The 13,872-nt window shown below is 61.8% G+C and carries 15 protein-coding genes, 1 tRNA gene and 1 pseudogene; 11 read left to right on the top strand and 6 right to left on the bottom strand.

The window, feature by feature from the left end; genetic code table 11:
• Positions 1-127 precede the first annotated feature (127 nt).
• The 3 genes from CFE42_RS20645 to lpxO form a co-directional block, all read right to left on the bottom strand.
• Complete coding sequence (locus CFE42_RS20645) at positions 128-1,279, bottom strand: ABC transporter substrate-binding protein (protein ID WP_004634315.1); 1,152 nt, start codon at positions 1,277-1,279, stop codon at positions 128-130.
• A gap of 213 nt (positions 1,280-1,492) precedes the next feature.
• Positions 1,493-2,110, bottom strand: a complete 618-nt coding sequence (locus CFE42_RS20650) for a YSC84-related protein (RefSeq protein ID WP_004634313.1) — start codon at positions 2,108-2,110, stop codon at positions 1,493-1,495.
• 311 nt (positions 2,111-2,421) lie between these two features.
• Positions 2,422-3,324, bottom strand: a complete 903-nt coding sequence (gene lpxO, locus CFE42_RS20655) for a lipid A hydroxylase LpxO (RefSeq protein ID WP_012435984.1) — start codon at positions 3,322-3,324, stop codon at positions 2,422-2,424.
• A gap of 260 nt (positions 3,325-3,584) precedes the next feature.
• On the opposite strand from lpxO, the gene CFE42_RS20660 reads away from it, so the two are divergent.
• Positions 3,585-4,145: a hypothetical protein gene (locus tag CFE42_RS20660; protein ID WP_004634309.1), complete on the top strand. Its 561-nt coding sequence runs from the start codon at positions 3,585-3,587 to the stop codon at positions 4,143-4,145.
• Positions 4,146-4,171: 26 nt separating this feature from the next.
• On the opposite strand, the gene CFE42_RS20665 is transcribed toward CFE42_RS20660, so the two are convergent.
• Entirely contained in the window at positions 4,172-4,567 is a 396-nt protein-coding gene (locus tag CFE42_RS20665) for a hypothetical protein (RefSeq protein WP_004634308.1), read from the bottom strand.
• 104 nt (positions 4,568-4,671) lie between these two features.
• Between CFE42_RS20665 and CFE42_RS20670 the strand changes: the two genes are divergently transcribed.
• The 9 genes from CFE42_RS20670 to CFE42_RS20710 all read left to right on the top strand — a co-directional run bounded on the left by CFE42_RS20670 (position 4,672) and on the right by CFE42_RS20710 (position 10,008).
• Positions 4,672-5,526, top strand: a complete 855-nt coding sequence (locus CFE42_RS20670) for a DUF4743 domain-containing protein (protein ID WP_004634305.1) — start codon at positions 4,672-4,674, stop codon at positions 5,524-5,526.
• 8 nt (positions 5,527-5,534) lie between these two features.
• A complete protein-coding gene (purU, locus tag CFE42_RS20675; protein WP_004634303.1) occupies positions 5,535-6,401 on the top strand; it encodes a formyltetrahydrofolate deformylase in 867 nt (288 codons plus the stop codon).
• A gap of 23 nt (positions 6,402-6,424) precedes the next feature.
• Positions 6,425-7,153, top strand: a complete 729-nt coding sequence (dnaQ, locus tag CFE42_RS20680) for a DNA polymerase III subunit epsilon (RefSeq protein WP_004634302.1) — start codon at positions 6,425-6,427, stop codon at positions 7,151-7,153.
• A 71-nt stretch (positions 7,154-7,224) separates the two neighbouring features.
• Positions 7,225-7,299: transfer RNA gene (locus CFE42_RS20685), tRNA-Val, on the top strand.
• A gap of 271 nt (positions 7,300-7,570) precedes the next feature.
• Positions 7,571-8,452 carry a site-specific integrase gene (locus CFE42_RS20690; protein ID WP_004634300.1) on the top strand — a complete coding sequence of 294 codons (882 nt, stop codon included), beginning with the start codon at positions 7,571-7,573 and terminating at the stop codon, positions 8,450-8,452.
• A 28-nt stretch (positions 8,453-8,480) separates the two neighbouring features.
• Entirely contained in the window at positions 8,481-8,624 is a 144-nt protein-coding gene (locus CFE42_RS20695; protein WP_193747943.1) for a hypothetical protein, read from the top strand.
• 12 nt (positions 8,625-8,636) lie between these two features.
• Positions 8,637-8,900, top strand: a complete 264-nt coding sequence (locus CFE42_RS20700; RefSeq protein ID WP_004634299.1) for a hypothetical protein — start codon at positions 8,637-8,639, stop codon at positions 8,898-8,900.
• A complete protein-coding gene (locus CFE42_RS20705) occupies positions 8,897-9,169 on the top strand; it encodes a hypothetical protein (protein ID WP_004634298.1) in 273 nt (90 codons plus the stop codon). Before CFE42_RS20700 ends, CFE42_RS20705 begins: the two co-directional genes overlap by 4 nt.
• A 293-nt stretch (positions 9,170-9,462) precedes the next feature.
• Positions 9,463-10,008 (top strand): 3'-5' exonuclease, encoded by a 546-nt coding sequence (locus tag CFE42_RS20710; protein WP_004634297.1) that lies wholly within the window; start codon positions 9,463-9,465, stop codon positions 10,006-10,008.
• A 90-nt stretch (positions 10,009-10,098) separates the two neighbouring features.
• Here the strand turns inward: CFE42_RS20710 and CFE42_RS20715 are convergent, their stop codons facing one another.
• Both CFE42_RS20715 and CFE42_RS20720 read right to left on the bottom strand, forming a co-directional pair.
• Positions 10,099-11,616, bottom strand: coding sequence for a hypothetical protein (locus CFE42_RS20715; protein ID WP_004634296.1), 1,518 nt, complete (start codon positions 11,614-11,616; stop codon positions 10,099-10,101).
• Positions 11,617-11,949: 333 nt separating this feature from the next.
• A pseudogene (locus CFE42_RS20720) lies at positions 11,950-12,384 on the bottom strand (xanthine dehydrogenase family protein molybdopterin-binding subunit); the annotation flags it as partial.
• A 278-nt stretch (positions 12,385-12,662) separates the two neighbouring features.
• Between CFE42_RS20720 and CFE42_RS20725 the strand changes: the two are divergent.
• Entirely contained in the window at positions 12,663-13,565 is a 903-nt protein-coding gene (locus CFE42_RS20725; RefSeq protein WP_004634294.1) for a LysR family transcriptional regulator, read from the top strand.
• Positions 13,566-13,872 lie beyond the last annotated feature (307 nt).

A 13,872-nucleotide genomic window follows, 5' to 3' on the forward strand; every position in this document is an offset into this window, starting at 1 on the left:
GCATTCTGGTAGAGGCACTATGCGAATTCAAAATAGTATTTTCTTATGTACTCATGCGTTTTGCGCTGGCAACCGCTATGTCCTGCGGTGCAACCCTTGCCGAGGCAGGGTACACCGCCGTGCGGATCTATTTGACGAAGGTGCCGTTTGGCCCGATCACCGTCAGCTCGACATAGTCCGATCCCTTGCGCACGTTCGGGCCGTAGCGGACTTCCAGCCCGCCAAGGTCGATCGTGCCGGCTGATTCCAGCCCCGAGACAAAGCTGGCCCGCGTGGGTGACTTGCCCGCGCGCTTGAGCCCTTCGACCAGCACGCGCGCGGCTGCGTAGCCTTCCATCATGGCGTACGACGGCGTCACCCCCGCAGACTTCGCGCTGGACGCCAGCTCCCGTCCCAGCAACGAAGTCGAACGCACCGGCGACGGCATCACCTGCGAGATCACGACACCGCGCCCCAGCGCCCCGAGCGATTTCGCAAACGCCAGGCCGGCGTTGTTGGACAGCGCGGCAATCTGCGTCACCGTGCCTTGCTTGTTGAGCGCCTCGATCATTGCGCGCGCGGTCGTGGCTGGGCAGGCCAGGATGACCGCTTGCGGGGCGAACTTGCCCACGTCTGCCGTGGCCTTGGCGATATCCGGTTTCAGGCGGTCGACAGTGAAGATGCTGTGCGCGTCGGGCGGCAGCTTTTTCGTGGCGTTGCTGAAGCCGATCTCGGTGTCCTTGCCGAAGGTGTCATTCACGTTGACGAGCGCCAGGCGGCGCAAGCCGAGCGTGTCGAAGTAATGCACCAGCTCGGCAATCTCGGCCTGGTATTTCGCGCGCACCACGAACAGCAGCGGGTCGGGCTGATCGAAGAAGGTTGAAGCACCGGTGGACGGCGCCACCACCGGGGCGCCAAGCGGACGAGCCTCGGTCATGATCGCTTCGGTGTTTGGCGTGCCGCGCGGCAGGAAGAGGGCGAAGACCTGTTTGTCGACCAGCAGCGCATGTGCGTGTTTTTTGGAGGCGGCCGCATCAAAGCCGTCGTCTTCCGAGATCAGTTCGATCTTGCGTCCATTCACGCCGCCAGCGCGGTTCACCGCATCGAGGTAGAGCCTGGCTCCTTGCGTCATCTCCTGGACTTGCTCGCCGGCGGGCCCGGTGAAGCCCGCGGTCTGTCCGATGACGATCTTGCCATCGGTGATGCCTGGCTCGGCCATCGCCGGACCCGACGCCAGCAACAGCCCCGACAGCCATGCGCACGCGATGGCGCGCTGCAAGGCGGCATTGCAACCTGTCATGTCTCCCCCCTTTTTTCTGGGTGATTGTTTTTTGTGTGCCGAGACGGCGAAACCCATCGCAACATCGGCGGGACGATGCTAGCGGAGAAGCCCCGCGGCGCCGCCTCCGGATTTCCCTAGGGCTGCAGCATTGCCGCAACGCTGCGCGCGGGTTCCATGAAAAAAAAACCGCCGTACGAGACGGCGGCATTGGCGCGTTGCGCGAAGTGCAGATCAGTTGTTCTGCTTCGTGATCTTCGTGCCTTCGATCGACGCGCCGGCCATCAGACCTGCGTTGGTCAGGTTGAAGCCGATGATCGGTTGCTGCGCGGTGTTGGTATCGACCGCGCCGTTCACGCCGATCTTTGCCAGGGCCACGGTGGCATCCACGCCGGCTGTCCAGCCTTGGCTGTTCTGGAATTTCTGCAGCGCTTCGTCCGTCATGAACAGGATGATGAGCGCACGCGACTGCGCGCCAGCCTGGAAGCCTACTGACGCCGAGGCGATGTTGTAGTAGCCCAGCGGACGGCCACCGCCGGTACGCAGCACGCCTTCACCGTATTGGCCTCCCACCACAAAGCCGGCGTTTAGCACCGACGGGAACACCAGCACGCCCTTGGCGCGTCCCACCAGTTCACGCGAGCCGTTGGCCGTGGTGTACAGGCGCGAGAGCACCGAATCTGCCTGCGAGTTGGTGGTGGCGTGCTTGTTGGTGGACGACATCACGTCGGAGCCCTGTGCATTGGGGCTGGTCGTGGTACAGGCCGCGATCTGGGTACCGAGCAGTGCGACAGCAGCAAGCGCGGCGGCGCGGGTGACGATGGTCTGGCGGCTAATGAGGTTCTTTTTCATGGCGATCGATCTCACTGTCTTTGTTGTTGACGAGGGACACAGGCACACGCGTCCCCGCTCTGACTCGGTCCCGTGCAATGAGCATGGGTGTCAGCCAAGGAAAAGCAAGCGGCGTGCCCGCCATATCGCATAAGCGCCGGAGCGCTCAATTCCTGACATTAGGCGAGATTTGTGCCCCATGTGGCGCTTTTGCTTCACTGCTTTGTAAAAACGCAAGCCGACTGCAATGCGAGTAGCTTTTTCATGCGCAACAAAAAACCGGCGCTTCAGGCCGGTTCTTTGTGTAGAGCAGGAGAGGGGAGGGTTGGAGGTCAGATCCAGATGATCAACGCTGCCACGCCAATGATCAGGCCGAACTTCACCACGTAGTAGACCTTGCGGTTCCACGCCTTGAAGCGACGGCGGTACTGGCCCATCACCCACACATAGCGGAACAGCTTGTTGATGCCGCCGGTCTGGTCGCCCTCATCGTTGGGCGAGCTGGCGGCGGTCATGACCTTGCGGCCCAGCCATTTATTGATGCGCTGCGCCCAGCCGAACTTCATCGGGCGTTCGATATCGCAGAAGAGGATCAGGCGGTCCTTGTCGGAGGCGTTTTCGGCCCAGTGCAGATAGGTCTCGTCAAAGACCACGCCCTGGCCGTCACGCCAGCTGTGGCGCTGGCCGTCGACTTCGATGAAGCATCGGTCGTCGTTGGGCGTGGACAGGCCCAGGTGATAGCGCAGCGAGCCGGCAAACGGATCACGGTGCGGGTTCAGCTTGCCGCCCGGCGGCAGTTCGGCAAACATCGCCGCCTTCACGCTGGGCAGATCGCGCAGCAGCGCGACGGTCTGCGGGCAGAGCTGTTCGGCAGAGGGGTGATGCGCTTCATACCACTTCAGATAGAAACGCTTCCAGCCATTTTTGAAGAACGAGTTGAAGCCGGCATCGTCGTTCTTCTCGGCGGCCTTGATCTTGCGCAGGTTGATGAGCGCCAGGCCTTCGTCGCGAATCTGCGGCCACGCGGCTTGCAGTTTTTCCAGATCCGGAAAGCGCTCGACCGGCACATACGGCGTCTGCGGCACGCCCGAAAAGGCGTACATGAAGCAGTTGACCGGCGCGACCACGGCCGAGTGGTCGAACATCTGGCGCCAGAATTTCAGGCGCACCTTGCCGCGAAAGTGCACGTACAGAATGGAGCCCAGATACAGGGCCACGATAATCCACTTGATCAAGGCGATTTCCTTGCCGCACAGGGCGGTCAGCAATTGAGTGCATGCGTTGTCAGCGCAATCCGGCATTTTACCCGTGGCGGAGCCGCGCCGCGTGGACAGCCGCCAACAGTGCACCGTGGTTTGTGATGCCACGTTATCGTTTGCGCTGTCTTTGCGATAAGGAACGTCTGTGTCGATTTGTCGCGAAATGTGCGTCGCGTTCTACAATTCTGTTCTCGTCCGCCAAGTATGCTGGTCACGGACGATCACCGGAGGGAGCGATGGACGTCAAAAAACGCGACGAAGAATCCAGCGATATGCCGACCACCATTGGCATCGTGCCGGGCAATGCGGAATCGCTGGAAGCGTCCATGCGCCGTGCGCAGGAAGCGCTGTCTGCGGTCTCGGCGCGGCTGGCAAACCGGCCACCGATGCCACGGCCAGACCCTGCCACCGAGCGCTTCGTCGAAACGGACGACACCATGTCACCGGCGGAAGCGCGCGCCTTGGCCGAGCGTTGCATCGCCGGCGAGGCCGCGGAGCCGGCAAGCCTGGCGCGCGCGTTTTCCGCGTTGTTGGGACGGATCGATGGGCTGGAAGCCGACCATGCCGGCCGGCGCCGCGTGCTGCGGCAGTGGATGGTGAGCCAACTCACCTACAAGATGCTGTATCTGCACCACACCGGTCAGGATTCGACCGTGCCGCCGCGCGCGATGCGCGCGCAGAAGGAGCGGGTGAAGGCGCAGATTTCGGCCTTGCTCGATGCCGGGCGTTCCTACGCCGATGTGCGCCTGACCGACCTGCGCTTTGTCGAGGATGGCGGTGCCGCCGGTCAGGGCTGAATGATTAGGCGATCAAGCGATTAGGCTCAATCGTCCTCGTCGTCGTCTGGTTCGGAGTCGAGAAACTCGCGGCGGGTGAGCCAGTCGGCGATGGCCTGATCGCAGGCGTTTTTCAGCTTGGTCTTGTTATCCACCTTGTCGAACAGCGTGAAGTTCATCAGGGCCAAGCCCAGATCCGTGATGTAAAACATCCGCTTCGGGTTGTCGAAGTGGACAATGCGGCCGTCGATGTCGCCTTCGTCTTCGGGCTCGGCAGGCGCGTCTTCGAGTTCGACCACGCGGCAGGTGAAGCGCGGCACGCGGGTGTGCGTCAGATATTCGAATTCATCGTGCGACACTTCGCCGGACGGTGTGACGGCAATGGCGAAGCCCCAGATAAAGCGTGGGGTCGGCAGATCCGACAACTCGTCGATTTCATCCATCCTTGTTTCTCCAGTCTGATGACGGCTTGTATTGACGATGCATTATCGCGCGACCCGTGCTGCACGGAAAGCACAATGCACGCCCGGCATGGTGGGGCGCCAACATGACCGACCCGCGCATGCAGCGCATACGGGATGGCCTGGCCGCCCGGCTAGCGTTCGATGCTGAGGCGCTCGTTCCATGGATTGTTGCCGGACAACGCGTCGGCTGGCTGAGCCGTGAGCGCGCGTCGCTGCTTGCGCGCTGGCCGCACTGGTTCGACGTGTCGACGCTGCGGGTCGATCTGCGGAATACGCTTGCCAGCGACGCCGAGCGCACCGGGGCGCTGGCCGAAGTCATTGCGCGCCTGGCTGAAGACGGCCACGTGCGCGGCTGGCGCGACGAGCGTTTCGCCGTCAACACCGGCTGGGGCACGCCCACGCTGGCGCTGATCGAACGTGCCGCTGCGCGCTTCTTCGGCATCCGCACCTATGCTGTCCACATGAACGGCCTGATCGACGGCGCAGATCGCGGCGCGCCGGCGCTCTGGCTGGCCCGCCGCGCCGAAACCAAGCCGATCGACCCCGGCATGTGGGACAACCTCGTCGCCGGCGGCATCGGCCATGGCTTCGACGCACGCGGCGCGCTGGAGAAGGAATGCTGGGAAGAGGCGGGCATCGGCGCCGACCTGGCAGCCCAACTGGTGCCATGCGGCACGCTGGATGTGCTGCGGGAAGTGCCCGAAGGCATCCAGTGCGAAACGCTGTTCGCCTTCGACCTGACGCTGCCGGACAGCTTCATCCCCGTCAATCAGGACGGGGAGGTCGCCGGTCACCTGCGCGCCAGTCCCGACACTTCGCTTGATATCATGGCGGACTTCGCGATGACGGTCGACGCCACGCTCGTTACACTCGACGCCCTTGCGCGCCTGAGTTCGGCCCTTGCGCCACAGGGGTTTGCGCCCGGCAACACTATATAAAACGCTTCATGAGTCACTCCGGTTTCATTCTTACCCTGTCGTGCCCGGACCAGCCTGGCATCGTCCACGCGGTGTCGGGCCTGCTGTTTGAGCAAGGCTGCAACATTCTCGATTCGGACCAGTTCGGCGACGAATTCACCGGCCGTTTCTTCATGCGCGTGCATTTTGTGCCGCAGGGGCAACCGCTTGATCTCGCTACGCTGCGCGACTGCTTTGCGCCCATCGGCGAACGTTTCTCCATGCAGTGGGGCATGTTCGACGCCGCAGCCAAGCCGCGCGTGATGATTCTCGTCTCGAAGATCGGCCACTGCCTGAACGACCTGCTGTTCCGTGCCCGCGCCGGCCAACTTCCGATCGAGATTGCGGCCATCGTCTCGAACCACCGCGATTTCTACCAACTGGCTGCGTCGTACGACGTGCCGTTCATGCACCTGCCCTTGCTGCAGGCGACGGACGCGCAGAAGGCCCAGCAGGAAGCCCGCATCTGGGAAATCGCGCAGGAGCAGCAGATCGACCTGGTGGTGCTCGCGCGCTATATGCAGATTCTTTCCGACAATCTGTGCCGCAAGCTCGAAGGCCGCGCCATCAACATCCACCACTCGTTCCTGCCGAGCTTTAAGGGCGCCAAGCCGTATTACCAGGCGCACGAGCGCGGTGTGAAGCTGATCGGCGCAACGGCCCATTACGTGACGGCCGACCTGGACGAAGGCCCGATCATCGAACAGGAAATCGAGCGCGTGGACCACAGCATGGACCCGGAGCAGCTCACCGCCGTCGGCCGCGACGTGGAGTGCGTGGCGCTGGCCCGCGCCGTGAAGTGGCATGCGGAACACCGCATCCTGCTCAACGGCCACAAGACCGTCGTCTTCAAGTAATCCAGTCAGAGTAGGGGAGCGCGATGCGACAGATCATTCTCGATACCGAAACCACCGGCCTGAATGCCGCCACCGGCGACCGCGTGATCGAAATCGGTTGCGTGGAGATGGTCAACCGCCGCCTGACCGGCCGGAACCTGCACTTCTACATCAACCCGGAGCGTGAGATCGACGCGGGCGCGATGGCCGTGCACGGCATCACCAACGAGTTCGTGGCTGACAAGCCGAAGTTCGCCGAGATCGTCAACGAGATCCGCGACTACGTGCAGGGCGCCGAAGCGATCATCCACAACGCCGCGTTCGACTTGGGCTTCCTGGACATGGAATTCCAGCGCCTGGGCCTGCCAGCCTTCCGTGAGCACCTCTCGGGCCACATCGACACGCTGCGCGAGGCGCGCCAGATGTTCCCTGGCAAGCGCAACTCGCTGGATGCGCTGTGCGACCGTCTGGGCGTGAGCAACGCGCACCGTACGCTGCACGGCGCACTGCTGGATGCGGAACTGCTGGCCGAGGTCTACCTCGCCATGACGCGCGGCCAGAACACGCTGGTGATCGACATGCTGGAGTCGGGCGAGGGCGCGTCGGCCGAAGCCGTTGCCGTCGACCTGAGCGCGTTGCAACTGCCGGTGCTGCTGGCGACCGAAGCGGAGGCCGAAGCGCACGCCGGCGTGCTCAAGGAGATCGACAAGGCCAGCGGCGGCAAGACCGTCTGGACGCGTGAACCCGTGGAATCTGCGCAGCCGGCTGCCTGATCAAAAAAATGTGCGGTCAGGGTATTTACACGGCTGCACCTTTTCGCCATAATCTCGTTTTCACCGCATTCGGGTGGTTAGCTCAGCGGTAGAGCACTGCCTTCACACGGCAGGGGTCACAGGTTCAATCCCTGTACCACCCACCAAGTTCGGAAAGCCAGCCTCGTGCTGGCTTTCTTCATTTCAGGGTTAGGAATCACTAACACGGAATTTTGCACCCTCGCTGAATCGGAACAGCTGCTCCAGATTTGCTCCACGCGCCTCCGCGCAGAGCTTTGGAGATGAGAAGTGGCAACGATTCGACAGCGAGGAAGCTATTGGGAAGCACGGGTCCGCCGCAGAGGGTGGCCAACGCTCTCCCGCAGTTTCCCTACAAAATCAGACGCTCGCGCTTGGGCTACCGTCATCGAGTCGGAGATGGAGCGGGGCGTCTATATCGACCGTACCGAGGCCGAGAAGAACACCCTTGGTGATCTCCTACAGCGCTACGCGGTCGAGGTGTCCAGTCAAAAGAAAGGCCGGGATTCGGAACGGTATCGGGTTGCTTCCCTTCTTCGGGATCCGATCTCCAAGACAAAGGTTGCTGCCTTGTCTGGGAAGCTCATGGCGCAGTGGCGGGATAAGCGCCTCAAAGAGGTGTCGGGCTCGACGACTAACAGGGACCTGAACCTCATTTCTCACGTCATCAACGTAGCACGCAAGGAGTGGGGCGTGCACGTCGACAATCCGATTTCCATGATTCGTCGCCCGCCGGAGAACCGCGGCCGCACTCGCCGGCTTGCCCTCGGTGAGGAGGAGCGCTTGCTTGCAGCTCTTGATGTGCCTCCTCGTGACGAGAAAGGGCGGCTTACTGGTCCAAGCAATCCGTGGATGCGTCCCTTGGTCATCCTGGCCGTTGAGACGGCTATGCGGCGTAGCGAGTTGTTGGCACTTCGTTGGCAGGACGTCGAACTGCAAGACCGGTTTGTGAGACTTCACGACACGAAAAATGGTGATCCTCGCGATGTGCCGCTGTCTACACGGGCGGTAGCCATCCTCGCGGGCCTTCCTCGGCACATCTCGGGGCAGGTTTTCCCTATCAGTGCAGACGCCGTCAAAAAGTCGTTTAGCCGCGCTGCGGTTCGAGCTGGGCTTCAAGATCTTCATTTCCACGACCTCCGGCACGAGGCGACGAGCCGTATTGCGGAAAAGCTGGACAACATTCTGGAACTCTCTGCGGTCACTGGTCACAAGACGGTGCAAATGCTCAAGAGGTACTACCATCCGCGCGCCAGAGATTTGGCGCGAAAACTGGGATAGATGCTGTGGTGCAGCCGTGCCGTACACCATGGCTTCAGCACTGTCGCGCATGGGCCCCGCCGCGCAATGGTTAATGTTTATGGGGCAAGAGCAACACAACGTCGTGAAAGCGATTCAGGCGGCGCGTGCGAGGCTGCAACCTCATTCGCGCCTGACCACCACCCACCTGTGAGAGAGGTGAATCATGGCTACCAGCAGCATATCCCGGTTCTTCGTCGCCAGTCTTCTGATTGAGGCGCAGCCAGATTTGGATGACGCGGTACCTAGTGATCTCATGAATTTTCTGCGGCCATCGCTGCATCGGCTCGTGCGGGCGTGCCGACAAAGGAGGGATCTATCGGGTGTCATCCGTCGCCAGCGGGAGCGATTGGCGCCGGTCGCAACAGCTGCTGCAGCATTTGAGATCTTCGTTGCCAATCTGACCGAGTCCATGGAGGACGAGCAATGACCGTCCAGCAGCTGATTGATATCCTGCACAAATACTCACCCGATACCCGTGTTGTGCTCGACAGCCGCGAGTTCGGCTACGACGACGTAACCGGGGTCGTTGAGCAGCCACTATTGATCGGGGTAAACAATGTGCCGCGTACGTGCGCTTTCGGCAGAGATGAGAGGATTGCACCTGCGGAATATGGTGCGGGCGAACATGACACCCCTAGCGGGGGCGAGCCGCACGACGAACTCGCAGTGCGTGTGAGTGGAAGGCACATCCGCTAGCCCACCGCGTTTCTCAAAGTCGAAGGTGAACGTTTATGGGGAAGCAGCGTTCTAGGATTGATACACAAGTATCACATTCGATAACGTGACGGCGGTGCAAGTTGACACAGTCTGACGCGGCCTCCCGTATGGACAGCCGCTGTGCGGCCCGTGCGGACAAGCTATGGACAAGCCGTGGACAGGCTGTGCCTGCCCATCGGTTGCCCACAGCTTGACCGCAGCTTGCCCACACTCCCGGCCTTGCCCGGCCACGAGTAAGAGAGAAGCTGCCAACCCCAAAAACGCAAGCGGACATGCCGAACATCCTTGTCGTGGATCTGGAAGCGACGTGTGACGAGAACGTGCCGGACTTCGACAATGAGATTATTGAAGTCGGCGCCGTTTGGGCGACGCCGGCCGGAGAAGTCATCGACACATTTCAACGCTTTGTGCGCCCCATCGAGCGCCCACAGCTCACGCCGTTCTGCCTCGCGCTGACCCACATCGACCAGGCTTGCATTGATGCCGCACCGAGTTGGCACGTGGTGGCCGCCGAAGTGGCCGAGTTTGCCAGGCAGCACGCTGGCCAATGCTGGGGAAGCTGGGGGGCTTACGACCTCCGCCAAATCGAGCGCGAGTCTGCCCGCCATGGAGTGACCAATCCTCTTGCAGGATTGGTCCATCAGAACCTCAAGGCTCGCTTTGCCAAGACTCGCAAAATCAAGCAGGTCGGCGCGATGACCGCTCTACGTATTGCCGGAATGGCCCCGCAGGGCGAGCACCATCGCGCGCTAGCGGACGCGCTCAATATCGCCAGGCTGTTGCCTTGCGTGCTAGGGCATACCCCACTACTTTCTTGAGGCCGAAGTTTCGCTAGGTCGGCAATTGGGGCCGAGGAGCGCAGGTGCAAGCGTGCCCGGCTCCATACGGACGCCGAGCCTCGCGTGCGCTTACGCCATCTCGCCCGAGTGCTTGGCCTTGTATTCCGCCAGGAAGGCTGCGATTCCATGGTTGCGCGGAAACGCTTCTTTCACTGTTTTGGCAGTGACTGTCCCGGCGTCCAGGAGGAGGGCGAGCTCATCTTCCCAGCGCAGCAGACGATGGGAGGTCAAGAACTCGTCGACTTCTTCGAACCGTTTCAGCGTGCTGATGTCTTCCCCATTCGCGATATACAGGTCGGCGACCGAGGTTACACCGGAGGTCGTTGGAATATCGACCGTGGCGGCGATGGCGATGATCCGGCTCAAAACACTTTGCTCCTCTATGCTCCCAGTGAGACCTGTGGATGCGATGAACACCTGCGAGAGATCGCTGCCGTACGCCCCGCTGATCAGCAGCGCGTCGTTGCTGAACTCGATCAGCCGTTCCACGTGCGTATAGCTCGGGTTGTAGATGATGCGACGGTAACCCTGTGCGTAAGCGCTCTCGATCGACGGGAGGAACGGCAGCGCGCGGATGGCTTCCGGCACGTCCCAGTCCTTCGACGGGGTGGAGCGATGCCGTGGCATGACGCGAGCCGCAGGACCGCAATGCTCGGTCAGGGCCAGCGATGCCGCCACTAAGTGAGTCGCGGCGTGCTCCTTGAGGGTGCCCGAGCCGAGCAGCAGCAACCCGTTCGTGCGGCTCGCCAGGGCGTTGCGCAGCGGCGCGACGACTGATGTAGGGAATGCGTCCGTGGCGGCCACAGTGGGTGCTGCTTCAACGCGGGGCCACGGGCGGGCGAACGGCGTACATGCTTCCAGCTTCCCGTCGTCGGTGACAATGCCGATCAGGCCGGTTTCTTCATCGGTGTGGTTGGGGCGCGAGGCGACCATGAGCTGAACGTCCTCATGGAGTGTCTCAGGTGTTGGGGTGTCGATTAGTACTGCGACCCGGTGCCCTGAATTCAGCGCGTACTGGCAAGCTATTTCGAGACGCTCGGAGGCATCGCTCCAGGATTGCTGATCCAGCTCGAGAGGCCCGACGACCAGCAACGTACCGCTTGGCACCCGGTCAAGGCCGGACGACCACAACCCGTAATCGCCCAGGTCGATGCTGCTGGCCCAGCCGTTGCCGGCGCGTTCAGCGTAGAGCAGCGCGCCGTCGGTGGCGTCCTCGTAGACCTCGAACAGAGCATCGATCGCGGCCTGGGAAGTCGTGACGTAGACGCCGGGAATGGGGCCTGCGGGCCAGATGTGCGGAGCGCGGCGAGTTCCGCGCGCCTCGGGCGACAGGGTGGCGAGGAGGCTCTGTGCGGTGACGTCCAGGCCGAATCGCTTGTTGAGGCGAAACGCCAGGCGACCGATCGAGGTTGTGTCTAGCTCCGTAGCGGAGACCCGCTCGGGGAACGCCATAACCTCGGGCCAGTTTCGAAGGCCGGGGAGCGCAGCTACGAGGTCGAGCGCCTGATTGTGGCCAACGGGATGGTTCGAGCGTTGTAAAAGGCCGCGGATGTGCGCAGCCATCAGCTTCAGTTGCTGAGTGTCCATTGCTTTCTCCAGGGCGGCGAATCCGGTGCACGCTTTGCGGGCCGCCCATCGAAAACAATGACTATGGAATGGGGAGGGTGCCTTGAAACATCGTCTTCGTCATACCCTTCTCTACGCTGCTCTGTAGTTCGATCTCCAATCTGGACACACAGGCTAGGTCGCCTTGACCGCAGTACCCATGGCCGATCAGTTGATTCGACGCGTCCTGGCAATCCCGTATCGACGCGGATTCCCGCGACCTCGGAGTGGACCGATTCCGCTTGTCCCTTCACGGGCTCCAGAGCCTCAGCCGCTCCCGGCATTCATGGGATGGGCCCAAGAAAAAATGGCGGAATCCACCCGCACAAGGTCGAGTGCGTCCTCGGCCAAGGCACGGCTCTCAGCCACGACCACGGCGACTGGCTCACCGACGTATCGCACGCGGTCCATTGCCAGTGTCCATTGCTCCATCGGCGCTTTGACGCCCACCACGAAGGGCTTGGACCAGGCTGGCAGGTCGGCCCCGGTCAGCACCGCGCGAACCCCCGGCGCCTTCAGCGCGGCGGCGAAGTCAATCAGACCGAGTTCGGCGTGCGCGTGTGGCGAGCGAAGTATGGCGGCGTGGAGGGTGCCGGGTTTTACGCCGAGGTCGTCGGCATAGCGACCGCGGCCCGTAAGGATGGCTGCATCTTCGACGCGCTGCATCGGGCGGCCGACGTAGGGCTGCCCCGTTGTCTGCTGTGTCTCCTGCGCCGTGCCGGTCGTCTCGCCAGCATCGAATCTCTTCATTTGCGACTCCGTTGTACGCGTCGGGATTGCGCCGGAGGATCGGCGCGACCGCGTAACGTGCATCGCAGATTAGTGAGAGCAAGATATAAGTTCTAATACTATTTTGTGATCAACAAAATAATTTATTCTGATACCTGCTTTCGCGCACTTCCAGCACGGGCGCCGACGGGGATGGAACCGCTGTGTCTCATAATTGATGGCATGGGGTGCCATGACCATCGTCGCAGGGACCGCAAAGATTGATGCCGCCACACGGTACCGTTCATACCCATCCGAATATGGATCTCAAGCAAATTCAGTACTTCATCGCGCTTTTCGAAGAAGGCTCTGTCACGCGGGCAGCCAAGCGGTTGAATATCGTGCAGCCGGCCCTGAGCATGCAGATAGCCAAGCTCGAGGATGAGTTCGGACAGAAGCTTTTTGAACGCATCCCGCACGGTATGGCGCCAACTGCCGCTGGCCGGATGATGCACCGACTGTTTCTGCCGATCGTGCGCGATCTCGCGAGTGCCCGGCAGCAGATGATGCAGCGCGAGGAGCATATGGCCGGCCGCATCACGATCGGCATGGTGGCTTCCGAGACGGAGAGCGTGCTGGTCGGAGCCCTGGCACGCTTTAACGCGAGCTATCCGAATGTAGAGGTGTCTGTGGCAGATGGCTTCAGCACGGCACTGATCAACCTTGTTTCCGCTGGCCAGCTTGATGCAGCGGTGGTCCATCGCCAACGTGGTCGGCTGGCGCTGCAGGTGCAGTCGCTGCATGACGAAGAGATGGTGCTAGTGACGAGCGTCGCAAATGGCCCTGAATTGCCGGAATCGGTGGAAATGGCGAAGCTGCCTGGACTGGAGCTTGTGTTACCGACGAAGTCGCACGGCCTACGCGTGGTATTGGATACTGCCACGCAGGCGCATGACGTCACGCTGGCGCCAAAGTTCGAAATTGACATCCTTGGGACCATCGTGCAGTTCGTTGAAGCTACGCGTTTCGCCACTGTGTTGCCGCGCATCGTGGTGCAGCGTGCCGTGGAAGAGGGACGGCTGCGCATGCATACCATTGTTGCGCCGCGCATCGTGCGGCATCTGGTCTGCGTCAGCCATCCTCAGCGGCCGTTAAGCACGGCGACCGAGGCGTTGATTGCAATCGTGACCGAAGAAATCAAGCGCGTTTCGGGGATGGCGTAGCGCAGTGGGGGCCGATGCGCGGCGCATTTGGCTACGGGGGCGTGCTCCGGCAGAAATGATGCGTCGTGAGCCATGTGTTCGGTCGCTTCCGTCGGCGGAAAAGTGGCGGGATCGGTACTCGCGACTGAGAGATAGGATCGAGGCGCCGTCTAGGCGAGGCGGCGTTAGGAAGGGCTGATTTTCGTTTCACACGACTGAGTTACAGGGTTCGATCCCTGCACCACGCACCAAACTGACGAGAAGTCGCTTCTTTGTCCGCGTCATCCGTGCGGGCTTTTCGGACAGCGTCTTCATCGCGTCCGGCAAA

Origin of the sequence: Ralstonia sp. PBBBR1 (assembly GCF_002256165.1) — a bacterium.
In the GTDB taxonomy this organism is placed as follows: domain Bacteria; phylum Pseudomonadota; class Gammaproteobacteria; order Burkholderiales; family Burkholderiaceae; genus Ralstonia; species Ralstonia thomasii.